We start from the raw sequence: 22,644 nt of genomic DNA, 5'->3' as shown, positions 1-22,644 counted from the left end.
GAAAACGATCGCCGTTATGGACGGTCGTCGACTTCCTTCTCGGTGTTGGCCGGAGGAATCAGATCCTCAGTGCTCAGGTTCAGCCAGATCAGCACCACGTTAGCAATGTAGATCGACGAGTAAGTACCCGCCAGTACACCGATAAACAGGGCAATCGAGAAGCCAAACAGGTTGTCGCCACCGAAGAACAGCAGCGCAGCGATCGCCAGCAAGGTGGAGATCGACGTCGCCATGGTCCGCAGCAGGGTCTGGGTGGTCGAGATATTGATGTTCTCGATCAGCGAAGCCTTGCGCAGCACACGGAAGTTCTCACGAACCCGGTCGAATACCACGATGGTGTCGTTCAGCGAGTAACCGATGATCGCCAGTACCGCCGCCAGTACCGTCAGGTCGAAGGTGATCTGGAAGAACGACAGGATACCGATGGTCACGATCACGTCGTGGATCAGCGAAACGATGGCGCCGACCGCGAACTTCCACTGAAAGCGGAAGGCCAGGTAGATCAGGATGCCGCCGAGCGCCAGCAGCATGCCGAGGCCGCCCTGGTCGCGCAGTTCTTCACCGACCTGCGGACCAACGAACTCGACGCGCTTGACCGTCGCCGGGTTATCGCCGCCGAGTTTCTGCAGCGCTTGCGCGACCTGATGGCCCAGCTGCGGGTCTTCACCCGGCATGCGCACCAGCAGATCGGTGGTCGCACCAAAGCTCTGCACGATGGCTTCGTGGTAACCCGAAGTCACCAGCTCTTCACGCACCTTGGTGACATCGGCCGGACGCTCGTAGGTCAGCTCGATGAGCGTACCGCCGGTGAAGTCCAGGCCCCAGTTCATGCCTTTGTGCACGACACTGAAAATAGCCAGCAACGTGAGAAACACTGTGACGCCGAACGCGAAGTTGCGAACGCCCATGAAGTTGATTGTACGTAACATGGCAGCCCCTTAAATCCACAACTTCTTGAAGTCACGTCCGCCAAAGATCAGGTTGACCATTGCGCGGGTCACCATGATGGCCGTGAACATCGAGGTAAAGATCCCGAGGGACATGGTCACTGCGAAACCTTTGACCGGGCCGGTGCCCATGGCAAAGAGAATCCCGCCAACCAACAGTGTGGTCAGGTTGGCGTCGAGAATCGCGGTGAATGCCCGGCCGAAGCCTTCGTTGATTGCACGCTGCACGGTCATGCCGGCGGCGATCTCTTCACGAATCCGCGAGAAGATCAGCACGTTGGCGTCGACCGCCATACCCATGGTCAGAACGATACCGGCGATACCCGGCAGGGTCAGCGTTGCACCCAGCAGCGACATCAAGGCCAGCAGCAGCACCATGTTCACCGCCAGCGCGACGGTGGCAATGATGCCGAAGAAGCGGTAGATGGCGATGATGAACAGCGACACGAACAGCATGCCCCACAGCGACGCATCGATACCTTTGGTGATGTTGTCAGCACCCAGGCTCGGGCCGATGGTGCGCTCTTCAGCGAAGTACATCGGTGCCGCCAGACCACCGGCACGCAGCAGCAGCGCCAGTTCGGACGACTCGCCCTGGCCGTTCAGACCAGTGATGCGGAACTGAGCACCCAGCGGCGACTGAATGGTCGCCAGGCTGATGATCTTTTTCTCTTCTTTAAACGTTTGCACCGCGACGTCTTTCTCGACACCGTCGACCACTTGCTTGGTGTAAGTGGTGATCGGACGCTGCTCGATGAAGATCACCGCCATGCTGCGGCCGACGTTCGAACGCGTCGCGCGGCTCATCAGCTCGCCACCGTGACCATCCAGACGGATGTTCACTTCAGGCGTGCCGTGCTCGCCGAAACCGGCCTTGGCGTCGGTGACCTGGTCACCCGTAATGATCAGACCACGTTCGATCTGTGCTGGCGGACGCTTGCCTTCACGGAACTCGAAGGTTTCGGAAGTGGCTTTCGAAGCACCCGGCTCTGCAGCCAGACGGAACTCAAGGTTGGCCGTCTTGCCGAGGATACGCTTGGCTTCGGCAGTGTCCTGCACGCCCGGCAGCTCAACCACGATGCGGTTGGCGCCTTGACGCTGAACGATCGGTTCGGCAACACCCAGCTCGTTGACGCGGTTACGTACCGTGGTCAAGTTCTGCTTGATGGAGTATTCACGGATTTCCGCCAGCTTGGCCGGGGTCATCGCCAGACGCAGCACCGGTTGACCGTTGAGGTCGGCCGGAACAATGTCGAAATCGTTGAAGTTCTTGCGGATCAGTGCACGAGCCTGTTCGCGGGAGTCTTCATCGCTGAAGCCCAACTGAATGGCACCGCCCAGTTGCGGCAGGCTGCGATAACGCAGTTTCTCTTTGCGCAGCAGGCTCTTGACGTCGCCTTCGTAGACTTTCAGGCGTGCATCAAGGGCTTTGTCCATGTCCACTTCCAGCAGGAAGTGCACACCACCGGACAAGTCCAGACCCAGTTTCATCGGGTGCGCGCCGAGGTTGCGCAGCCATTGCGGAGTGGTCTGTGCCAGGTTCAGCGCGACGACATAGTCATCACCCAACGCCTTGCGCACAACGTCTTTGGCCGGCAACTGATCTTCAGCCTTGCTCAGACGAATCAGGCCGCCCTTGCCGTTTGCCGCCAGCGTAGCTGCCTTGACGTTGATGCCGGACTCGTGAAGCGCGGTGCTTACGCGGTCCAGATCGGCCTGATTGACCTGCAGAGCCGTGCTGGCGCCGCTGATCTGAATGGCCGGGTCATCGGGGTATAGATTCGGAGCGGAATAAATCAGACCGATCGCCAGCACCGCCAGGATCAGAATGTATTTCCACAGAGGATATTTGTTCAGCATCACGCCGCCCGTTATGACGCGGGGCGCCTTGCGCGCCCCGTCGATTGAGTAGAAGTTGTTGCTCTTAGATCGCTTTCAGCGTGCCTTTTGGCAGCGTGGCGGCGATGGCGCCTTTCTGGAACTTCATTTCGACGGTGTCGGAAACTTCCAGAACCACGAAGTCATCGGCCACTTTGGTGATCTTGCCGGCGATGCCGCCAGTGGTCACAACTTCGTCGCCTTTCGCAAGGCTGCTCAGCAGGTTCTTCTGCTCTTTGGCGCGCTTGGCCTGTGGACGCCAGATCATCAGGTAGAAGATGACCAGGAAGCCGACCAGGAAAATCCACTCGAAGCCGCCGCCCATTGGGCCGGCAGCAGCCGGTGCAGCTGCGTCAGCCATGGCGTTAGAGATAAAAAAGCTCATTTAGCACTCCAGTTGCAAATGTTGAATCTTGGGGTCAGAAAACTCAGTCCAAAGGCGGAACAGGGAGCCCGCGTTTGGCGTAGAAGGCATCGACAAAGGCGGCCAATGTACCCTGTTGAATAGCCTCGCGCAAACCAGCCATCAGCACCTGATAATGGCGCAAGTTATGGATGGTATTGAGCATGCTTCCCAGCATTTCGCCGCACTTGTCCAGGTGATGCAGATAAGCGCGGGAGAAGTTCTGGCAGGTATAGCAATCGCAGGTCGGATCCAGTGGCGATTCATCATGGCGATGGAACGCGTTACGGATCTTCAGCACGCCGGTATCAATGAACAGATGCCCATTGCGGGCATTACGGGTTGGCATCACGCAATCGAACATGTCCACACCGCGGCGCACACCCTCAACCAGATCTTCCGGTTTGCCAACACCCATAAGGTAACGAGGTTTGTCAGCCGGCATCATGCCCGGCAGATAATCCAGCACCTTGATCATTTCATGCTTCGGCTCGCCCACCGACAGTCCGCCGATAGCGAGGCCGTCGAAGCCGATCTTGTCGAGGCCTTCGAGCGAGCGCATGCGCAGATCCTGGTGCATGCCGCCCTGGACGATACCGAACAGCGCCGCGGTATTGTCACCGTGGGCATTCTTCGAGCGCTGAGCCCAACGCAGCGACAATTCCATCGAAACGCGCGCGACGTCTTCGTCGGCCGGGTACGGTGTGCACTCGTCAAAGATCATGACGATGTCGGAACCGAGGTCGCGCTGAACCTGCATCGACTCTTCCGGGCCCATGAACACTTTGGCGCCGTCGACCGGAGAGGCGAAGGTCACGCCCTCCTCCTTGATCTTGCGCATCGCACCCAGACTGAACACCTGGAAGCCGCCGGAGTCGGTCAGGATCGGGCCTTTCCACTGCATGAAATCATGCAGGTCGCCGTGTTCCTTGATCACCTGAGTGCCGGGACGCAGCCACAAGTGGAAGGTGTTGCCCAGAATGATTTCCGCGCCAGTGGCGACGATGTCACGCGGCAACATGCCCTTGACCGTGCCATACGTGCCCACCGGCATGAAGGCCGGGGTCTCGACGGTGCCGCGCGGGAAGGTCAGACGACCACGACGGGCCTTGCCATCAGTGGCAAGGAGCTCAAAGGACATGCGACATTCGCGACTCATTCTGTTTCCTCTGGGCCTGATTGTTCAGGGGCAGTCGGTGCGGGATTGCGGGTGATGAACATCGCATCACCGTAGCTGAAAAAGCGGTAACCGTTATCGACGGCAGCCTTGTAGGCGGCCATGGTTTCGGGATAACCGGCAAACGCGGAAACCAGCATCAACAGCGTGGATTCCGGCAAATGAAAATTGGTCACCAAGGCATCGACCACGTGGAACGGGCGGCCCGGGAAGATAAAGATATCGGTGTCGCCGCTGAACGGTTTGAGCACGCCGTCACGCGCCGCACTTTCCAGCGAACGCACACTGGTGGTGCCGACAGCGATCACACGACCACCGCGCGCACGGCACGCGGCGACGGCATCAACCACATCCTGGCCGACTTCCAGCCACTCGGTGTGCATGTGGTGATCTTCAAGTTTCTCGACGCGCACTGGCTGGAACGTCCCCGCGCCCACGTGCAGCGTGACGAACGTGGTTTCGACGCCCTTGGCGGCAATCGCCTCCATCAGTGACTGATCGAAATGCAGCCCCGCCGTCGGCGCGGCGACTGCACCCAGGCGCTCGGCGTACACGGTCTGATAACGCTCGCGGTCCGAACCTTCATCCGGGCGATCAATATAGGGAGGCAACGGCATGTGCCCGACGCGATCGAGCAGCGGTAGCACTTCTTCAGCGAAGGCCAACTCGAACAATGCATCGTGACGCGCAAGCATCTCCGCTTCGCCACCGCCATCAATGAGAATCTTCGAACCCGGCTTCGGCGACTTGCTGGAACGCACATGGGCCAGCACCCGATGCGTATCGAGTACCCGCTCGATGAGGATTTCCAGCTTGCCGCCAGAGGCTTTCTGCCCGAACAGCCGCGCCGGAATCACCCGGGTATTGTTGAACACCATCAAATCGCCCGGGCGCAAATGCTCAAGCAAATCAGTGAATTGACGATGTGCAAGGGCACCGCTCGGCCCATCAAGGGTCAGCAGGCGACTACCGCGACGCTCAGCCAAAGGATGGCGAGCGATCAGCGAATCAGGGAGTTCGAAAGTAAAGTCAGCAACACGCATGATGGGGTTCGTCTAGCAGGGCCGGAAAGTTTAGCGGAAATATCGAAAATAGACCATGAAACGTGATTGACCAACGGTAATCTCATCTCTATACTTCGCCGCCATTGAGCCCTGATGGCGGAATTGGTAGACGCGGCGGATTCAAAATCCGTTTTCGAAAGGAGTGGGAGTTCGAGTCTCCCTCGGGGCACCACATAGCAGTATCTGAGAGTCTCTACCAGCCTCTCAGACCCAGAGAAACCGGCCACTTGGCCGGTTTTTTTGTGCCTGTCTGTCTACCCCTGTCTCCCCTTATCCGTTGTATCCCTGTATCCCTGCTTGTATCCTGAGAAAAATACCGAACTTTGGGATACAAGGATGAAGCGCGCAGACATCAAGCGCCGCCCTCTCGCTGACACGACACTTGCGGGATTGGAGCCGGAATCAAAGGAATACCGAGAGCTGGACGGAAACGGCGTCTACTTCAGGGTTAAACCTGACGGTGGTAAATCCTGGCAGCTCCGCTACAAACGTCCGGCGGGCAATTGGGCTTGGATGGGGCTGGGGGGTTATCCAGAAGTCAGCGGTGCATTGGCACGGGACAAAGCTGCTGAACTGCGCAAGGTAGTGAGCAGCGGGGCCGATCCTCTCGAGCAAAAACGCTCTGCCAAAGCAGCAATTGATGCTGCCAGGACTCGGACCTTCCGAGCCGCAGCTGAAGCTTGGCTCAAGGCCAAGGAAGAAAAGGGACTCGCTCCCTCCACTCTTAACAAAATCCGCACTTACCTCGACAAAGACATACTCCCAGCGCTGGGAGATAAGCCCCTTGACGAAATCACTCGTACCGACTGTGCAGAACTTCAGGCATCTCTCGAAGCCCGAGACGCACACAACGTGGCGGAAAAGTGCCGCACTTGGATCAATCAGATATTCGGGCGTGCCATCGGCCTAGGCCTCACGGAAAACGATCCGGGCAGTCGCCTACGAGATATTGCAGCTCGAGCCCCAAAGACTCAGCAGCATCCTCATTTGTTGGAGCCTGAGCTGGCAGAGTTCCTCCAAGCACTCAAAAACACTCCCAGCAGGCTGACGGCCCGAACTGCAGCATGGCTCTGTATCTGGACCGCATCGAGACCGGGCATGGTTCGGTTAGCTGAATGGAAAGAGTTCGACCTTGATAAAGCAATATGGACGACGCCTGCCGCCAAGATGAAGATGCGCAGGGACTTTGTTTGTCCACTCCCTAAGCAAGCGCTTTCCGCTCTCAAAGAACTTCACAGCCTAACAGGTCGCAGTCGCTGGCTATTCCCCGGAGTGGGCGCGAAGAATCCGACGATTAGCGAAAACACCATCAACAAAGTCTTCGCGACGATTGGTTACAAAGGCCGTTTGGTTGGTCATGGGACTCGTCACACCGCCAGCACTTTGCTCAGGGAACACGGCTGGCCGAAAGAGCATGTCGAAGCGCAGCTTGCTCACAAAGAAGAGGGAATATCCGGGGTATACAACAAGGCTCAATACCTAGAGCACAGGGTGAAGATGATGCAGTGGTATGCAGATCACCTTGATGCGTTGGCATGCGAGAAGGTGATCAAGGGACAATTTGGAAAAGCGGTATGAGTGCATCTATCCGTACCACCGTCAAAATCCATGTTACGGGTGTTACTCGTGTAACGGTGCCGGCCAAACACCCGGATTCATTGGCTTTCAATCCCGTTACACTTCAGCACGCAGTTCCGTACATTCGATGTAACGCACGCCGAATGTGTAACGCCGCGACAAACCCCTTGCCCGCTGCGGGCCGACACTCCTCACACTTGGCAACAGCGCAAATCTCGCTGCCTATGCTTCAAACTCGCAGGGCGCGGGACAGTGCGTTGCAAGTCGAGAGCCATTGGCATGATTGATACCCACCCGATTTTGCACTCGGCGCTAACCGCTGGCCTCATCCAATATCTCTCAGAGCAGCCACTCTACGAGTTCTGCAATGAACAGATCACTGACGTGTGCGAGCTGATCAATCAGTGCTGTATTCGCATCCAGACCGGCGACATCAGCAGCGACATGAGCAGCATGTGCATCCAGACAACGATGCATGAGGAGGCTATTTTTCAGTACGCCTCAACCGACAAAAAAAACCGTCTCGCGCATTGGGTTCGCCAATACAGCAAGTGTCATTCAGCATCGGAGCGCGAGGCATATGCAGCCTACGTTATGGCCTGCGCAGTAAAAGCGCTGAGCGCCTTAGCTGACTGGATGCGCTCCACCGAACAAGAGGCTTGGTCGCATGTTGCCGAGCCTCCAACGGATTGGTCGTGGGACCTTTATTGTCAGGTTGTGGAAAGGCAGGTCGATCCTAACGAACGTATTGAGGCACTGGACCAGTACGTGCTGTTTTTGGAGCCCATAACATCCCTACCCTGCCTGATCAGTGACGAGCTGACCCCAATCGCTAACAGGGCAATCGAGAACGCTATCCGCACTAAGGGCGGCATCATCAGCGGAATGGAGCGTAACGAAGAAATCAGCGCACGGGATACAGCAATCATTAGGCAAGGTCGACACTACGTGGCTAGCGGAATGTCACGGCGAAACGTGACCACGGCGGTTCACGCCTGGCTGGAACGGGAGGTGTCCAAACCACTCAAACAGCGCGCTGAGTGGGTGACACTGGAAACCGAAAAAGCGCTAACCCGCAAAAGCGTGGAGGGAATCCTCAAGCGCAATTTTGTGGTGTGACCGATATTTCAATGTCATTTCAAATGGAAGTGAACTGCTCACCGCCGACCAATCTCTAGACCATTGCTCTCGTTGTCCAAATCAATCGAGAGCAATACCTATGAGCACCTCTGTCACCGATTTTCCCCGCAAGACTCCCGCCAACGCAGCCTCACTTTTTGATGCCGCTTCAACTTTAATCCGTATGCGGGAGGTGGAAGGCATCGTGGGGATGAAGCGTTCGACCATCTACAAACTGATGCAGCGCACCGATTGCGGCTTTCCGCAGCCCGTCAAACTGAGCAACAGCAACGCACGCGGCGCCCCTGTCGCTTGGGTCCTTTCCGAAGTTCAAGCTTGGGCACGCAGCCGCATCGAGGCACGTGATCAGGTGGCTGCATGAGCCACAAGACTGCAAAGAACGCTTTGATGCACCCCTTTTCCGTGTTGCGTCGGATCGGTTTCTCGTCTCGTGTCATGCAGCGTCTTGAACGCTACCGCAGCCAGCAGGGCAGGCGAGGTCGCGTTGTCAGCGTGCTCAGCTGGGCCGACGGCACCTGGTGCGCCCTCTCCCTCCACTGCGAAAAGACCGGGGCCGTTATCGTCGACGAAGGCCAGCAGGTCGACGCTTACGAAGACGCCCGCTCCATGCTCAGCGGCGGATTTCTGCCCCTTCTTTCCCTGCGCTGGGAAGCCCATGCCTGAAACGAAAACGCCTCCGGGGGCGATCCGGAGGCGTTGAGGTCAATCTAAATGCACGAACAATTTATGCCGCACCTGAAAAAACCGCAAGCCATCAGCGCAGTTGCACTTTGGAAAAACGGACGTTACTCTCTGACCGTCGCTGCAAATTCAGCGACCGGGTTTGGCGACCCGAGATACTTGGCGCACAGGCGCCCCAACCGACAGCAGGCGCTTTTTTTGTGCCCGCCGTTTCGTGTTATGGCAGCTGTGCGTGGGAGACCTTCGGGTCTGCCGGGTTCCAAGTTCCCGGTTCGCCAACCTGCGCACAGCTGCCACCTTAAATCGTTTGGCGACGATCAGTGGCAGCTCCATCCTCAAACTTGGAGCGTCACCCATGCCCGCACTCAATCCGTCCAAAATTCGCGCCGCTGCACACCGTGCAATGGCTCTCGCCGCTTTACACGCCAACTCCAGCCTCGCTACACGCCTCTCCCGTTACAACGCTCACATGGCCAAAGCCCGCGCACTCGAAATCGCAGGTGGCACCCAATGAACAACGCCCTGAGTTTCTCGCTGCCTGAAGACCTGCTTTGCGTGAATCCAAAAGCTGATGCCGGTGTGCCCATCGACGCCATTACCTGCGCCATTGATCGTGCCGACTCAGTGCTGACGCTGCTTGAGGATCACTTCGAAAACGAATCCTCGCGCCTTGCCAATCACATCATTGCTGCGGTCCTTTGGGATGTGCGCGGCACCCTCGGTCTGATCAAGACTCTTGCAATGCACGGCGATAACACCTCAAAGCCTGCTGTGCAGAAAGGCGGTGCGCTATGAGCGCTTCCACTACACCCGGCCACGCTACTTTTTCTCGCGTCAACGCCACCGACTTGAAGCTGTTTAGAGTAAATGCCGGTAGGCCCGTTGAGGACGCGCTGGAGATGGTGTCGTTGCTTCAGCATCACGCGAACCAACTAAATTTCGACGCTGCCATGAGTGACAACGGCGAGCGTTTCAGTTGGCCCGCCCTGTACTTGGGTGAGATGGCCAAAGCCCTGATTGACGACATCAACGACGCGTTGTTTCTGCCGAGGGCTGACGTATGAGCCAGCGACCTAGCAGAACAGATAAACGTCCGAGCTTCGCCGACGTTAAGGCCGCCGCGCTGAAAGACATCGATCGCGTCCTGTCGCATTGGCTGCCCAACGGCAAGCGCGTCGACGGCGGTAAGGAATACACCGCACCGAACCCGACCCGCAGCGACAAACGCGCCGGCTCTCTCAAGGTCAATTTGAACAAGGGCACCTGGGCCGACTTCGCCACCGGCGACAAGGGCGGCGACCTGATCGATCTGGTGCGCTATCTGGACGGCGGCACCGATGTCGAGGCGTGCAACAAGCTTGCTGATTGGCTAAACGTTGCGCCCGGCGAAGCCAAGACGAAGACGGCACCGATCAAACCCAAGGCGCCGACATGGAACGCCATCCTACCGATCCCGGCCGAAGCCATGAACAAGTGCCCGGCCAAGCATCGCGATCACGGTGCACCGTCCAAGGTGTGGATCTATCGTGACGTGCAGGGTCAGCCCCTCATGGCGCTGTACCGCTTCGACCTCGGCCCGGATGAAGACGGCAAGCCGAAGAAGGTCTTTGCGCCGCTCACGTGGTGTCAGCGCTCCGATGGTCAAACCAAGCAATGGCGTTGGCAGGGTCTGCCAGATCCCCGCCCCCTACTGCGCCGTGATGAACTGGCCCAGCGTGCTGATGCATCGGTAGTGCTGTGCGAAGGCGAAAAAGCCGCCGATGCCGCCGCCGAACTGCTGCCGAATTACGTATCCACCTGCTGGCCGAACGGTTCCAACTCATGGCACAAAGCAGACCTGACGCCGCTCCAAGGCCGCGATGTTGTGTTGTGGCCGGACAACGACGACAGCGGCAAAACCTGCATGGCCACCGTTGCCGAAAAGCTGCGCGGAATCGGCGCCGGCTCGGTCCGGGTAGTCGCGCTGGAGGTGTTCAAACGCAAGCCCGTGCTGAAAAACGACCGAGCCGCGTTTGCCAAAGGTGGTCAATGGGATGACGGTGATGATGCCGCCGATGCTCTCGCCAAAGGCTGGACAGCCGCCCACTTCGCCGAACTGGAAAACAGCGGTGAGCTATTCGGCGTGATCAAGCAAGAGGTGATTGCTGCTCCAGTCAAATCCGAGCCGGAAGCGAAGCCTAAGGCAGCCGCCAAACGCCCTACCAAATCGAAAAACGATCTGATGCCCGGTGGCTTTCGCCTCACATCCGAAGGTGTGTTTTATGCCGGTGACGACGGTGAGGCGCGTCCGGTGTGTTCGCCACTGGAGATCCTCGCCCGTACTCGCGACGACAAGGGTCAGAACTGGGGATTGTTGGTTGAATTTGACGATCCCGACGGCGCTAAGAAACGCTGGAACATCCCGGCCCGCACTATGACGGGTGACTTCGGCAAAGACGTGCTCGGGCCGCTGGTGGACATGGGGCTACGCCTCGCAGGCAGTCGGTCGGGGCGCAATGCACGCAATGACCTGCAGAGCTATCTCGGAGGCTTCGACAGCGCCCAAAGGGCACGGCTGGTCACGCGCTTGGGTTGGCATGATACTGCGTTTCTTCTGCCCGAGCAGCAGGTCGGCGCGCACAGCGAGCACCTGCACTTCTACGAAGCCGGTTCGCAACTTCCTCCGATCAGCGAAGCGGGCACGCTTGAACAATGGCAGGAGCAGATCGGCGCGCTGTGCGTCGGTAATCATCGTCTGGCATTTGTCGTCGGCGTGGCCTTCGCAGGGCCGCTGCTGCACATGCTCGGCCATGAGTCGGGCGGCTTTCACCTGTACGGCGATAGCTCCGGCGGAAAGACCACGCACCTGCAAGTTGCCGCTTCGATCTACGGCGGACCGCGCCTGGTGCGTTCGTGGCGGTCCACCGACAACGCGCTCGAATCCATCGCCGCCGCGCATTCCGATGGCCTTCTGGTGCTCGATGAGATCGGCATGTGCGACCCGCGCATCATCGGCGAGACGGTGTACATGCTCGGTAATGGCACCGGGAAGGCACGCGCAAACGATCGAGGCCAAGCTGGCCGACAGGTACAGGAGTGGCGCCTGCTGTTTCTCTCGACCGGCGAGAAGACCTTAGCCCAGCACATGGCCGAAGCCAACAAGGAACTGAAGGCAGGCATGGAGGTGCGCATGCTTGCAGTCCCGGCCGATGCCAGCAAAGGCCTTGGTATGTTCGACACACTCAACGGTTTCGAAGATGCCGCTGCCCTGTCCGACGCGCTCAAGGCTCGCGTAGCGAAGTACTACGGCACACCACTCACTGCCTTCCTGTCAGCGCTGTGTGAACCCGGTAAGCATCATGGATGGTCCGCCATCCTGCGCCGCACGCTGGAAGGCTTTATTGCCAAGTCGCTCCCGGCGTCCGCGAGTGGACAGGCACACCGTGCCGCTGCTCGCTTCGGCCTCGCCGCCGCAGCAGGCGAGCTGGCCACAGCAATGGGCATCACCGGCTGGCCGGACGGAACCGCTACCACTGCTGCTCGCGTATGCCTGAATGCTTGGCTAAACGAACGAGGCGGCGCCGGTAACTTCGAGGGTGATGCGATCTTGGCGCGCCTGCGCCAGGTCATCGAACGCTTCGGCGAAAGCCGCTTCACCCGCTGGGAATCGGCGGCAGCCAAGATCGACGAACACGGTCCGCGCACCATCGACCGTCTCGGCTTTCGCAAGACGCTGGAGCACGGCATGGGCGACACCATGCACACCACCAACACCTATTACGTGCTGCCTGAGGCGTGGCGCTCCGAGATCTTCCGGGGCATGAACATCAACGCCGTGAACAAGGAACTGCTGCAGCGCGGAGTGCTGGAACCGGCCAGCGACGGCAAAGCATCGTGCTTGGTCCGGTTGCCCGGCCTCGGCCCGCAACGCTGCTACATCGTGAAGACGATTCCGGGAGCGGATGAAAGCGAGGCTCGGGCTGCCTGAGGGCATCCCCGCTGATCGAGGTAACGCCGGCTTACTCCCGGCCTCGCCAGCCGCTCATTCAACCCAAACCTAATTTGAAGGAACAAGACAGATGAAAGAATTCCAAGCTTCTACCGAACAACATGCACTGCTGGTCAGCGAACTGAACTGCAGCGAGACCACCTTACTTGCACTGCCGAACTCGGATAGCACTCACGCGACCGCTAATTACGAAAAGAAGCAACGGTTGATCGATGAGATCGACCAACTCACCATCCGCCGTGATAAATACCTGAGGACGGCTGAAGAGCAATACGCCGAGATGGCACCGCTGGAAGCCTTACTGGAGGGCGACGACGAATTGGATGCAAATCGTCTGCTTGAAGTCCGCAGTGAGTACAACACGCTGAAACTCCCATACGACTCAAATAAACACCATGCCTGGATCTTAGATACTCAGATCACTCGACGCGAACAACTGCTCAATCACGAAACTTTGATGGCCGGTTACACCGAATCGATGGCGAACTGGAAAGCCGACGAGCAACAGCTCAACGAAAAACGCGAGAGCCTCAGCACCCGTTTGGAGCAAATCCAGCAGCAAGCGGTAGAAGACTTGGCCAAGGCCCGGCAAGCCGAAACAGATGCAGCCACCGCCTACGCACAGGCAGTGGCTTGGGGCGACACTGAGGGCGAAAAGAACGCCAATACAGACGCGCAAAAGGCTGCGAAAAACCTTGCGACTGCCATCGAGCACAATCGTCGCCAGCACCTAATCATTACCGCGCTGGAGCAGGAGCTGGTCATCGTCGACCAACACATTGCCGAGGCGCAAAGCGAAAACCTAGCCATCCAAAGAACGGCCTTGTTGCTGGCCGAAAAGGTACTGGCAGAGCAGTGGAACGAAAAAGCTCAAGCACTGATGGATATGGGCGCCAAGCTGTGGGCTACCCAACGTTTGCTGGGCGGCGACCAACTCAGCCTTAGAAGGTTGGTGCTGCCTAAAGAAGGTGAAGGCTTCGACACATGGGGCAGTCGTGAACTCGCTGACCGCTCGTACAAGTTCACCGTAGAAGACATCTTTTCGCTGTAACGCACTGAGCCACCGGAAACAGCCTGCGCACGCGGGCTGTTTGTAACACAAAAAGGACGAAGACCATGATCAACCAAATCCGAAGCAGCGCGAGCTGGAGCGACACCTTGAAAGCGCGCAAGGAGCACTTGACCGCTTTGCTAAAAATTGTCGACCTCAAAACCGGAAAGACCACAAAGGTCCAGGCACTCACCATCAATCTCATCAAGAATGAAATGAGCTATGTGGAAGGTAAATTGAAAGGCCGGCCGTAATGATCCAAGAAGCGCCAGATACGGCACACCTCAGACTTCCACGACTGGTATTCGCAAGTCTCGTGAGCATGCGATTCAAAACGTCCTACCTCCAAGGGAAGTCTTAGAGCCCAAAGGTGTGATAACAAGCACTCAAAAACTAAAAGTCGAAGACTAATTCGACGCAATTTTAAAGCTAGACGAATAACAAATTTAAAAGTTCGAAAGATAAAGGCCTTAAGGGGCCTTTTTTAACATCTTAAGATCAATACTTACATTCAAAACAACACGTACAAAACGCTCCAAACTTACTAAAAACAAATACAATACATTTTTATTTTATGCCAGCCAACCAACTTTGGACTTGTCTTTTCAATACAATTAGATAGACCAAAACTTCGCCACCAGCATACACGACACGTATTTGCTAACAGTTACTTACTACTGATACGCCGTGATGGGTAGCCAGGATCCCAGTTTTTCGTCTGAGAAGACCATCCAGGGTGCTTCGGATACCACCCGTTTCCGCGGCCTTTCGAAACTCAAGCTATAGCGTCTTTTTAACGATCAATTTTGCCCAGTGAATCGCCGTTGTAGGCTTGCTTCCCAGCTTAAGCCGACGCCAGGCCTTACCAAGCCTAAAAGGTGGTTTGAGCGGGTAAAAAACCCTAGATAGTCTGTGGTTGCAGGATGACGTTTGCACAAATGATCTGTTCGCGTTATCTGTGTACAATCGCCGCATAGCACCCGATTTTGGGCGTACACCTTGCACGCGCTTTGACTGAAGGGCCATATGGAATTCCACGACATTTTACATGGGCTCATGCGATTCTCTGATGAGAATCTGACCTCCCTACTCGCAGATCTTATAGATAGCCCGGAGATTCACCGACTGCGAAATATGCGGCAGATGAACTTTGATGTGCCGCTAATTCAAGAGCTAGGAAGATCTCGTCGCCTCCCACACTCCATAGGTGTGACTTTCCTAGCTGTGGAGTTGGCACATAAGAGCAATCTCAACTTAAATGACACTAAAGCGCTACTCGCTGCAGCACTGCTACACGACGCCGCTATACCTCCGTACGGACATCTGGTTGAGTCCGAGCTGAAATATATAACTCCAGACTTCAACCATGAAGAGAATTTAGCAAAGATCATTCGCGGCACTCTAGGCAACGAAAATACATTTCAGCACATTGTTAAGAATAAAGAACTAAAGCTGACACCCATCTTGCAAAAACACGGCGTCGACATCGAAGCTGTGATTAATATAGTTTGCCCCAAGAAAGGGACAACAAGCCCTGTTTCGGCCGACATAGATATCGACAACATTGATAATGTGCATCGTATGGCAGCTATGCTTGGCTGGGATGGGGCTAAAGAAAACATTAAAGCAATACGCAACTCCATGCGCCTCAAAGGTTTAAGCGGCATAACTTTTACAAAAGAGGCCATTGAGCCGCTAAACAGATGGCTCGAATTCAGAGAACGCATATACACAATGATAATTGCACATCCAGAGTGCATTCCATACAACGCCCTTCAGACCGATCTCGTCAGACTTGCCGTTGAGCACGATATAATTACGCCTACCGACTGGTATATGACTGAGCCGGAATTTGAGGATAAGCTTCGTCATGAACCATCTACTGAAACTCTTGGATGGCAGCTTATCTCAGGCTGTGAGTATCAACTGGTAGACTATGTATGGATCAAGAACTTCTCCACAACTAAAAAACTCAAAAACAAAGACATATCCGACCACATGTCTAATAACATACCTGAAGTTACAAAAAATTCCGGCTATTTTATATGGAATGAAAAAGGATTAGTAAGCAGACGTATTAAAGCAACACTGGACGATAACAAAACCGTTCATATTGGCAAAAATTCGACAAGCTGCATGATCGCACTAGTTAAAAAGAGTAGCGAAAAAATTAGATTTACTAAAGCGCAATCAACGAAATGGCGCCAAGAAGCAATTAAGAATTTCATTGAGCTCTTTGAAACTGACATATTTAACTTTGATTTCCCCGAAACGTACACAGGAAGTTTCTACTCTAAGACGGACGAGCTTCAACTTGAATACAAATGAGCAACTTGAAAATATTGACTGGTCTTTTCCCAACCTTGGGAATTCCGGAATACATTCTTTACATTGGTATCCGGCAACATATGTTGCAGCAATTCCGGGAACATTGATTCCCGTTTTCACAGAAAAAGGCGATTTAGTACTCGACCCTTTCAATGGATCGGGAACTTCTGGCGTAGAGGCTATACGCTTGGGACGAAACTTTATTGGTATGGACACTAACCCAATCGCATTACTCATGAGCGAGGCGAAATTACATTTCCCCGAGCCAAAACATCTACGACGGCATCTTGACACCATAATTACGGACACCGAGAAGTTCTTCGTCACAAATGAAGCTTCGCAACACCCGCACCATGAAGAGCTGGCAGCCTGGTATCACGTAGACACACTAAACACCTTAAATAGAATTCTGGCCGCAATTTTAAGAATTACCAATGCAGATACCAAACGATGCTTCCTTGCAGTATTTTCAGGAATACTAAAAAATACTTCTTCGCAGGGACGCCATTGGGGATGGGTTTGTGACAACGTCAAACCTAAGCCCTTCGAATTAACCTTTAAAGACGCACTATCCACTTTCATAAACGCGGCGAATGACTATATAACGATTACCGATCAGTCACACAAGCTAATTCAGGTGCACTCAGAAAACGAGACAAGAAAACTCACTAGATCTAGATACAAACTAATTCACGGTGACTGTGTAAAAAACATGCAGCAATTGCCGAATGAACATATAGATTTTATAGTTACCTCCCCACCATATTATGGGGTAGCGGACTATATAAAATCACAGCGACTAAGCTATCTTTGGTTTGATAAAGAGGAACTTGCTCCAGATCAGCTCGGCTTTAGGGACTTCGAAAAACTGCGAGCGCACGAGTCAGGTGCTAGATCCAATCGCACCAGAAAGAACAGCCATGAGCTTTATATGAATTTTATAAACTCTTTTTTTGTTCAGTGCCATCGCACATTGAAGAAAGACTGCTCAATGGCTTTGGTGGTCGGAGAATCTGCCGCGAGGGCGTCAACTACGACTGAGTTGATATCTGCTGCTGAATCAACAGGATTCAAATTAAGCCTTCGTAAAGAAAGAGACATCAAATCAAGCCGGAGACGGCTTATGGCAAGCGTCAAGTGCGAAGATATTCTAATTTTTGAAAAATTATAATTTTCCCATGGAGTGGAGAATGAGTGATCACAGGTTTGAAATGATTGAGCCCGAAGTCCTAAAAGTATTGGGCGATAAAAAAGGGCCAGACAAAGCTGAGCACGAAGGAAAAACCTATTACAGGTTTATGGATTTTTTTTACACCTACACTCCATACCTTGACGAACTAACTGCCGTCGAAGTAAGTGATCTTTGTAGAGCCCGAGCGAACCACCCGGAATTGATTAGCCAAACCAATATCGACGTCCGTAATCTATTTAAGAGGGTAGCGGTAGAGCTATCCCCTAAGACTTTTCTTGAAATTGGTGCAGGTTCCCATCCGATATTCTACGACGAACCTCAGAATTCGACGGATTTTATAATCTCGGACGCAGACCAAGACGTAATTGACAGGCTTGAAAACCAACAAAACAAATGCCAACTATTCTCCAACACTCAATACAAGCTCCACTTCAACGATAATCACTTTGAGTTAGTGATGGCTGTGTTCGTTCTACACTTTCCCTTTTACAAGGAACAGCTCATCGAGCTCTATCGAACAATGAGCCCACATGGCGCCATGATTGCAAATGTTTACAGAAGAACAATTGAAGCGAAAGAGCGTCTTCATGCTGACATGGAAGAAGCCGGCTTTAAGATATATAAGATACATGACACAAAAGAGCTTTGCAGAGATCATGAGTACTGGATTATCGGAAAAGACCTAAACCATCTATACAACTGCGGCGAAGTACTAATGCGCGTCGACGCAGTTTAGCCCTGAGCTCAAGCTATCCAGTTTTCGATAGCTTGATCAACTTTTGATAGGAGCTGACTTAGAGAATCATTATTGTCGATCACCTTATCTGCCTGCTCCAACAGCGCTGGAACATGCAGCTCGCTTCTAGAGAAAACCATCTGATCGAATTTCACACGAGTTAGCTCTTTGTCTTTGAACTCCTCTGAATTAAAAAGAGCCCTCTCAAAACGTGCTTCATCAGTAGCCCTAACTCCCAATAGTTTAAACTGAGGGATAGTTCTGTAGTGTGTCAGTTCTTCAGAATACCTAATACCATCAACTACTATTCTGTCGAGACCAAGCCTCTCGATCCTGTATCTTGCTAGAAGGTCATTCCCAAACATATTAAAAAGCGAGTTCCCAAGCATGCCAAGGTTATCTCTGGTTTGCTCAAGGCCCATATCAGCAAGAATCGTTCTTAATATTTCAGAGTTAGAAGCCAGAGTGTATCCGTACCGCTCAACAAGATACTTAGTAACAGTAGTTTTACCAGCCCTAACAGGGCCAACCATACCGATTACTTTAGGAAGCTGGGCGGCCATATCAACACCATCACAATATAGGTATAAACAGAAATCAGAACAACCATCCCAACACAAGCCTTGACGCTAGGAGGGTTTTTCCGCGGTGTATTATCTCTCGTATTTTCCAGCGGAAAAATTTTCGTAGTGTAATACTCCAACTGCTTAGCCAGAACAAAAAGCAATAGCATGCACAATAATGCAATATCGCCTAGGACAGCTTGAAAGGGTGACGCAATTGAAGCTGAAACACTGCTGACTAACCATGCACCGAGAAGGCAGAATATTGAAACGGAACAGTACGCACCTATACCACTAAGATAACTTAAAAACCCCGAAGGCAGTGCTTGCCGCTGAGAGTCGAGTCTAGGGCTTGTGATAACATCAACAATTAAATCCCAGATTAAATATACTGCAAACACCCACATCAACTGAAGCGCCTCAGGCCTGGCGGAAGTGACTCCAACATACGCCGCAATTGTCTTCTTACTAGTATACTCTTGGAAATTTTGCTCCATTGTTTTGACAATTGCAAAATATAGAACAACTAGAAAAACCTCAACCAAAAGAATTACAAATTCTTTCGAAAAAATTGAGGTGATATCCTTTTTTAATCCACCCGCTTGCGACTTCGACCACATCACCCAACTCATGGATACCAATAGAAGGGCAAGTAAGGAGTGCGATAGCGTTGCAAACAAAGCACCGCGCTCAGCAGTCAAATTCTCAAACATTTTTGACGGGCTTGAAGCCGAATCCCAGCCTCCAGTGACAACAAATAACAGTTCGGATATTTGTTGAGCAACCGTTGCTGCCACGAGGGCAAACAACATTGCAATAAAGGTTCGCCTTAGTTCAATTTGAGTTGTAGTACTCACAGCCACTCCATTAGCGATTATATTTTATACAACATTCAATTAGATCATGTACGACTTACTGTGCACCATTTAACAGAGCATCATACTACCGTCGTTTCAACCGCTCCAGCAAAACACAACCTGCCTTCAAGGCAGACGAATGCATGTACCTTAGCATTGCTTTGAAATAACCTCTTCTGAGACTGATTGTAAGCTCGCCATGCGTCGCTTCAGGTGGATGTGTGTAGCCAAGCCTACAATCCCCAGTTCATGCAGCCAACCTAAGGGAGACTCGATCAACCTGCTCCGAAGCTGGACCGGAAGGTAGTTTACATTCTAAAGAGGAGGAGCACTGGCCATGCGTAGCGTTACACTTGCGAGGATGGTAACACCACACCTATCGGAAGCGACGGGAAAGTGTTACATGAAAAAATCCAATAAATACAATTACTTGTGAAGACCGTTACACGAGTAACACTTGTAACACAGCTTTCATCTGGCTAGCCCCCGCCCCCCTACGACATTGTTACCACCAGCGGACATGATGGGGTTTCCATTTGTCGTAGCCGGGGCCCCTGAAGACTTCGGCTTCATACGGGGTCGGAAACCCGCGGGACTTTGTTAGCAGACAGGTACCCAGCTTAGTGAACAGGTGAACCGGGTGAACACGCAGTTCACCAGTGCAGTTGCACAGATGATGGGAGGTCGCAGAGGCCCCTGTGCGTTTCTGAATGACACGGGGCACAAAACCCGCGTGATCTTGGCAGTGGCTGATTTTTGTACAGTGGTTGACAGGTTGACTTGGTTGACGGCCCAAGGTGTCCATTATCATCAACACAAAAGGCCATCGTTACCGCTGCGGTAACGATGGCCTTTTTTCAGCAGAATTCTTTCGATTTCAATGCCTGAAATTTCAGTAACTTTGAAATCCTCCCACTAACACAGTCCTGCGGGTTTCCGACCCCGTGCAACTGCAAAACTCCCAGGGTCCCCGGCACCTAATTCGAGCTGAAGATCGGATGACCTTGAAAATCGAACCCTGGCAAGGCCCGCTCTAAATATCCAAGGGTTCGCGATTCTAATAGGGCTTTGGCATCTGGCAGCAGTGCATGTACCTCACCTCTGGTGGGTGCTCTGTCCAACCGCTTGCTCTTCACCAGCTCAACCAGCTCAGCACGAAGACGAGTAGCCGCCTGTTTTGGACCAATCCTCGCATAGACCGAATCTCTCACCAGAAATGTCGGGAACGCCTCTTTGTACACTTCAACCAACGCGTTCCAACGTAGGTCATGAAACTCCTTACCTACTAGCTCTTTCACCATGGCAAACGCCTGCTTGTGCTTTTCTTGCGATGCGTCCCAATCAGCGTAGGTGTCGGCCATGTACTGCGCTTCCTGTTCGTCTTCAAGTTCACGACTACGATTAATGCTGTCGAGAACCTCTTGTGCCTGTGCGATCAGTAATGAGTCATTCGTTATGATCCCGACATCCAGAGCAAGAAGAGCGGCTCCATGGGCGATGCCTTCGCTTTCGTAATCATCCCTTTCGCGCTGCTCGAAAGCCCCGAATCTAATTTGTAAAGCTTGGCTCACTGCCTGGTTGGAATGCATTGCTAACACTCTTATCTTGAAATTTGAAAAGCGTCACACCGGTAGAGACCGGTTATAGCAGAACCTTTCACCGGCGCAGCCACATGTGCCCATCCATAAAGTGCATGAGGGGGCTGCCATGCAGCAAAAACTCGACAGCTACAAAGGCCCACTTTCCAATACTCAAATAGCTGATGGAATGAACGCCGCGTTAAAAAACGCGGCACGTCTCGCCAAGGATGCCAGATTGCTTATTGACGCTGGTCGTCTCCCTTCAGCCGTATCACTCGCAATCCTTTCCATTGAAGAGGCCGGGAAGATTTCAATTCTCCGCTCATTGGCTTTTGCCGAAAACGAGCAGGATCTGAAAACGGAGTGGAGGAGGTATCGGTCTCATACCAGCAAGAATCTACAGTGGATTCTTCCCCAACTGGTGGCCACTGGAGCCCGATCTCTCGATGACATGCGCCCACTGTTTGACGAGGATTCGGATCACCCGCATCTGCTGGATCAACTGAAACAAATCGGTTTCTATACTGATTGCCTGGGGAGCAAAGCTCATTGGTCTCTTCCGGAAGAGGTCATCGACCTCGATCTGGCGAAAATGCTCGTCAACACAGCAGAAATCTTAAGCTCCGGCTCCCAGACGACTGAGCGAGAGATCGCACTATGGGTTGAACATCTCAAGCCTGTTTGGAATCGGAGTGACCGACAAATGAAGCAGGCTTTGATCGATTGGTATGGAGCTATGCAAGCGGAAGGCTTGAAAGAAGCCGGACCAAACAAAATGGAGCAGTTCGCTCGCGGTGGACTGGTCGATTGACCTGGCCGGGCCCCCGACTTACCCTTTTGTAAAGCACAGCACTTATGACCATGTATCCCTACATGTATCCCTTGCAGTATAAAAGGGCTACAGACCACGGTTTATATGAAACGCTCGAGTCTCCCTCGGCACCATTTGCAAGACATAGACGACTACCAGCGTCTACGTAACAACTCTAAAGCCCGCTAACTGCGGGCTTTTTTGTTTCCGGGATTTCATCCTTCACTCCCCTCGCAAGCCAGCCTTTTTTTGCTGCAGGCTCTGTACAGATTCCCAAGCGTACAGTCACGCCACACCTCACCGACTTGCAACTCAAGACCTACCAGGCAGCAAGCCACTTTGCTCAATGGCTCGTGCCTTGCCCTTATGGTTTAACTGAGTATAGGCATTGCGCTAGCCGCCCCTCTGACAGGCCTTCCCAAGCTATCTTGAGCGTGTATTCGAACACCGCCTTACAGAGGCTCGTGAGAGGGCCGCAGGCCAAATAGCGATTATGGCGCCCTTCACATCGCGAGCGTGCTGTTACGCGGCCATGGGCTGCTCAAAGGCCATAAGGCGCATGTCGCTAATGGCACCGACAGGGAGCATTACCAGGTGCTCCCCTGACACAACGACGGGGCATGATTAGAGCTACACGAACGCGCTGAAAAACTTTCCTGCGGGCAAAACA

21 protein-coding genes and 1 tRNA gene are annotated in these 22,644 nt (G+C 53.6%); 14 read left to right on the top strand and 8 right to left on the bottom strand.

Annotated features, from left to right (window positions below):
- Positions 1 to 14: 14 nt before the first annotated feature.
- The 5 genes from secF to queA all read right to left on the bottom strand — a co-directional run bounded on the left by secF (position 15) and on the right by queA (position 5,448).
- Positions 15 to 929 (bottom strand): protein translocase subunit SecF, encoded by a 915-nt coding sequence (gene secF / locus A8O26_RS16360; RefSeq protein ID WP_064118922.1) that lies wholly within the window; start codon positions 927 to 929, stop codon positions 15 to 17.
- Positions 930 to 938: 9 nt separating this feature from the next.
- Positions 939 to 2,807 (bottom strand): protein translocase subunit SecD, encoded by a 1,869-nt coding sequence (gene secD, locus A8O26_RS16355; RefSeq protein WP_064118921.1) that lies wholly within the window; start codon positions 2,805 to 2,807, stop codon positions 939 to 941.
- Between the two features lie 64 nt (positions 2,808 to 2,871).
- Positions 2,872 to 3,210, bottom strand: coding sequence for a preprotein translocase subunit YajC (gene yajC, locus A8O26_RS16350; RefSeq protein WP_003227923.1), 339 nt, complete (start codon positions 3,208 to 3,210; stop codon positions 2,872 to 2,874).
- 43 nt (positions 3,211 to 3,253) lie between these two features.
- Complete coding sequence (tgt, locus tag A8O26_RS16345) at positions 3,254 to 4,369, bottom strand: tRNA guanosine(34) transglycosylase Tgt (protein WP_162130185.1); 1,116 nt, start codon at positions 4,367 to 4,369, stop codon at positions 3,254 to 3,256.
- A 14-nt stretch (positions 4,370 to 4,383) separates the two neighbouring features.
- The gene (gene queA, locus A8O26_RS16340; protein WP_064118920.1) at positions 4,384 to 5,448 is read right to left on the bottom strand and encodes a tRNA preQ1(34) S-adenosylmethionine ribosyltransferase-isomerase QueA; all 1,065 of its coding nucleotides are present in this window, start codon (positions 5,446 to 5,448) and stop codon (positions 4,384 to 4,386) included.
- Positions 5,449 to 5,556: 108 nt separating this feature from the next.
- Between queA and A8O26_RS16335 the strand changes: the two genes are divergently transcribed.
- From A8O26_RS16335 to A8O26_RS16275, 13 genes are all read left to right on the top strand, one after another.
- A tRNA-Leu gene (locus A8O26_RS16335) sits at positions 5,557 to 5,641 on the top strand.
- Positions 5,642 to 5,805: 164 nt separating this feature from the next.
- Positions 5,806 to 7,047 carry a tyrosine-type recombinase/integrase gene (locus tag A8O26_RS16330; protein WP_064118919.1) on the top strand — a complete coding sequence of 414 codons (1,242 nt, stop codon included), beginning with the start codon at positions 5,806 to 5,808 and terminating at the stop codon, positions 7,045 to 7,047.
- 279 nt (positions 7,048 to 7,326) lie between these two features.
- On the top strand, positions 7,327 to 8,166 hold the full coding sequence (locus A8O26_RS30255) for a hypothetical protein (RefSeq protein WP_064118918.1): 840 nt from the start codon (positions 7,327 to 7,329) through the stop codon (positions 8,164 to 8,166).
- 100 nt (positions 8,167 to 8,266) lie between these two features.
- A complete protein-coding gene (locus tag A8O26_RS16320) occupies positions 8,267 to 8,548 on the top strand; it encodes a helix-turn-helix transcriptional regulator (protein WP_064118917.1) in 282 nt (93 codons plus the stop codon).
- Positions 8,545 to 8,850 carry a hypothetical protein gene (locus A8O26_RS16315; protein ID WP_064118916.1) on the top strand — a complete coding sequence of 102 codons (306 nt, stop codon included), beginning with the start codon at positions 8,545 to 8,547 and terminating at the stop codon, positions 8,848 to 8,850. The genes A8O26_RS16320 and A8O26_RS16315 overlap by 4 nt, the downstream gene beginning before the upstream one ends.
- 528 nt (positions 8,851 to 9,378) lie before the next feature.
- Positions 9,379 to 9,663, top strand: coding sequence for a hypothetical protein (locus tag A8O26_RS16310; protein WP_064118915.1), 285 nt, complete (start codon positions 9,379 to 9,381; stop codon positions 9,661 to 9,663).
- Entirely contained in the window at positions 9,660 to 9,932 is a 273-nt protein-coding gene (locus A8O26_RS16305; RefSeq protein WP_064118914.1) for a DUF3077 domain-containing protein, read from the top strand. Before A8O26_RS16310 ends, A8O26_RS16305 begins: the two co-directional genes overlap by 4 nt.
- On the top strand, positions 9,929 to 12,835 hold the full coding sequence (locus A8O26_RS16300) for a DUF927 domain-containing protein (protein WP_064118913.1): 2,907 nt from the start codon (positions 9,929 to 9,931) through the stop codon (positions 12,833 to 12,835). The genes A8O26_RS16305 and A8O26_RS16300 overlap by 4 nt, the downstream gene beginning before the upstream one ends.
- A 91-nt stretch (positions 12,836 to 12,926) precedes the next feature.
- A complete protein-coding gene (locus A8O26_RS16295) occupies positions 12,927 to 13,907 on the top strand; it encodes a chromosome segregation protein SMC (protein ID WP_253756896.1) in 981 nt (326 codons plus the stop codon).
- 65 nt (positions 13,908 to 13,972) lie between these two features.
- Positions 13,973 to 14,161 (top strand): hypothetical protein, encoded by a 189-nt coding sequence (locus A8O26_RS16290; protein ID WP_064118912.1) that lies wholly within the window; start codon positions 13,973 to 13,975, stop codon positions 14,159 to 14,161.
- 772 nt (positions 14,162 to 14,933) lie between these two features.
- Entirely contained in the window at positions 14,934 to 16,235 is a 1,302-nt protein-coding gene (locus tag A8O26_RS16285; RefSeq protein ID WP_064118911.1) for an HD domain-containing protein, read from the top strand.
- Positions 16,222 to 17,406: a DNA methyltransferase gene (locus tag A8O26_RS16280; protein WP_155740667.1), complete on the top strand. Its 1,185-nt coding sequence runs from the start codon at positions 16,222 to 16,224 to the stop codon at positions 17,404 to 17,406. The genes A8O26_RS16285 and A8O26_RS16280 overlap by 14 nt, the downstream gene beginning before the upstream one ends.
- Before the next feature lie 19 nt (positions 17,407 to 17,425).
- Positions 17,426 to 18,163: a methyltransferase domain-containing protein gene (locus A8O26_RS16275; RefSeq protein ID WP_064118909.1), complete on the top strand. Its 738-nt coding sequence runs from the start codon at positions 17,426 to 17,428 to the stop codon at positions 18,161 to 18,163.
- Between the two features lie 8 nt (positions 18,164 to 18,171).
- Here A8O26_RS16275 and A8O26_RS16270 read toward each other — a convergent pair whose 3' ends face one another.
- The 3 genes from A8O26_RS16270 to A8O26_RS16260 all read right to left on the bottom strand — a co-directional run bounded on the left by A8O26_RS16270 (position 18,172) and on the right by A8O26_RS16260 (position 21,172).
- Positions 18,172 to 18,726 carry an AAA family ATPase gene (locus tag A8O26_RS16270; RefSeq protein WP_064118908.1) on the bottom strand — a complete coding sequence of 185 codons (555 nt, stop codon included), beginning with the start codon at positions 18,724 to 18,726 and terminating at the stop codon, positions 18,172 to 18,174.
- Positions 18,702 to 19,583, bottom strand: a complete 882-nt coding sequence (locus A8O26_RS16265) for a hypothetical protein (RefSeq protein ID WP_155740666.1) — start codon at positions 19,581 to 19,583, stop codon at positions 18,702 to 18,704. The genes A8O26_RS16270 and A8O26_RS16265 overlap by 25 nt, the downstream gene beginning before the upstream one ends.
- A gap of 977 nt (positions 19,584 to 20,560) precedes the next feature.
- The gene (locus tag A8O26_RS16260) at positions 20,561 to 21,172 is read right to left on the bottom strand and encodes a hypothetical protein (protein WP_064118906.1); all 612 of its coding nucleotides are present in this window, start codon (positions 21,170 to 21,172) and stop codon (positions 20,561 to 20,563) included.
- A gap of 118 nt (positions 21,173 to 21,290) precedes the next feature.
- Between A8O26_RS16260 and A8O26_RS16255 the strand changes: the two genes are divergently transcribed.
- Positions 21,291 to 21,974, top strand: coding sequence for an AbiV family abortive infection protein (locus A8O26_RS16255; protein WP_064118905.1), 684 nt, complete (start codon positions 21,291 to 21,293; stop codon positions 21,972 to 21,974).
- Positions 21,975 to 22,644: the final 670 nt, after the last annotated feature.

The organism is Pseudomonas fluorescens (assembly GCF_001648775.1).
Taxonomy (GTDB): Bacteria; Pseudomonadota; Gammaproteobacteria; order Pseudomonadales; family Pseudomonadaceae; genus Aquipseudomonas; species Aquipseudomonas fluorescens_M.
The sequence above is the reverse complement of the archived record's forward strand: the minus strand, read 5'-3'. Positions and strand labels throughout refer to the sequence as shown.

Coding starts and splice junctions, on each gene's coding strand:
- A8O26_RS16310 (WP_064118915.1), top strand. CDS start 9,379: ATGAACAACGCCCTGAGTTTCTCGCTGCCTGAAGACCTGCTTTGCGTG.
- yajC (WP_003227923.1), bottom strand. CDS start 3,210: ATGAGCTTTTTTATCTCTAACGCCATGGCTGACGCAGCTGCACCGGCT.
- A8O26_RS16275 (WP_064118909.1), top strand. CDS start 17,426: ATGAGTGATCACAGGTTTGAAATGATTGAGCCCGAAGTCCTAAAAGTA.
- A8O26_RS16300 (WP_064118913.1), top strand. CDS start 9,929: ATGAGCCAGCGACCTAGCAGAACAGATAAACGTCCGAGCTTCGCCGAC.
- secF (WP_064118922.1), bottom strand. CDS start 929: ATGTTACGTACAATCAACTTCATGGGCGTTCGCAACTTCGCGTTCGGC.
- queA (WP_064118920.1), bottom strand. CDS start 5,448: ATGCGTGTTGCTGACTTTACTTTCGAACTCCCTGATTCGCTGATCGCT.
- tgt (WP_162130185.1), bottom strand. CDS start 4,369: ATGTCCTTTGAGCTCCTTGCCACTGATGGCAAGGCCCGTCGTGGTCGT.
- A8O26_RS16295 (WP_253756896.1), top strand. CDS start 12,927: ATGAAAGAATTCCAAGCTTCTACCGAACAACATGCACTGCTGGTCAGC.
- A8O26_RS16260 (WP_064118906.1), bottom strand. CDS start 21,172: ATGCATTCCAACCAGGCAGTGAGCCAAGCTTTACAAATTAGATTCGGG.
- A8O26_RS16270 (WP_064118908.1), bottom strand. CDS start 18,726: ATGGCCGCCCAGCTTCCTAAAGTAATCGGTATGGTTGGCCCTGTTAGG.
- A8O26_RS16290 (WP_064118912.1), top strand. CDS start 13,973: ATGATCAACCAAATCCGAAGCAGCGCGAGCTGGAGCGACACCTTGAAA.
- A8O26_RS16330 (WP_064118919.1), top strand. CDS start 5,806: ATGAAGCGCGCAGACATCAAGCGCCGCCCTCTCGCTGACACGACACTT.
- A8O26_RS16320 (WP_064118917.1), top strand. CDS start 8,267: ATGAGCACCTCTGTCACCGATTTTCCCCGCAAGACTCCCGCCAACGCA.
- A8O26_RS16285 (WP_064118911.1), top strand. CDS start 14,934: ATGGAATTCCACGACATTTTACATGGGCTCATGCGATTCTCTGATGAG.
- A8O26_RS30255 (WP_064118918.1), top strand. CDS start 7,327: ATGATTGATACCCACCCGATTTTGCACTCGGCGCTAACCGCTGGCCTC.
- secD (WP_064118921.1), bottom strand. CDS start 2,807: ATGCTGAACAAATATCCTCTGTGGAAATACATTCTGATCCTGGCGGTG.
- A8O26_RS16255 (WP_064118905.1), top strand. CDS start 21,291: ATGCAGCAAAAACTCGACAGCTACAAAGGCCCACTTTCCAATACTCAA.
- A8O26_RS16305 (WP_064118914.1), top strand. CDS start 9,660: ATGAGCGCTTCCACTACACCCGGCCACGCTACTTTTTCTCGCGTCAAC.
- A8O26_RS16315 (WP_064118916.1), top strand. CDS start 8,545: ATGAGCCACAAGACTGCAAAGAACGCTTTGATGCACCCCTTTTCCGTG.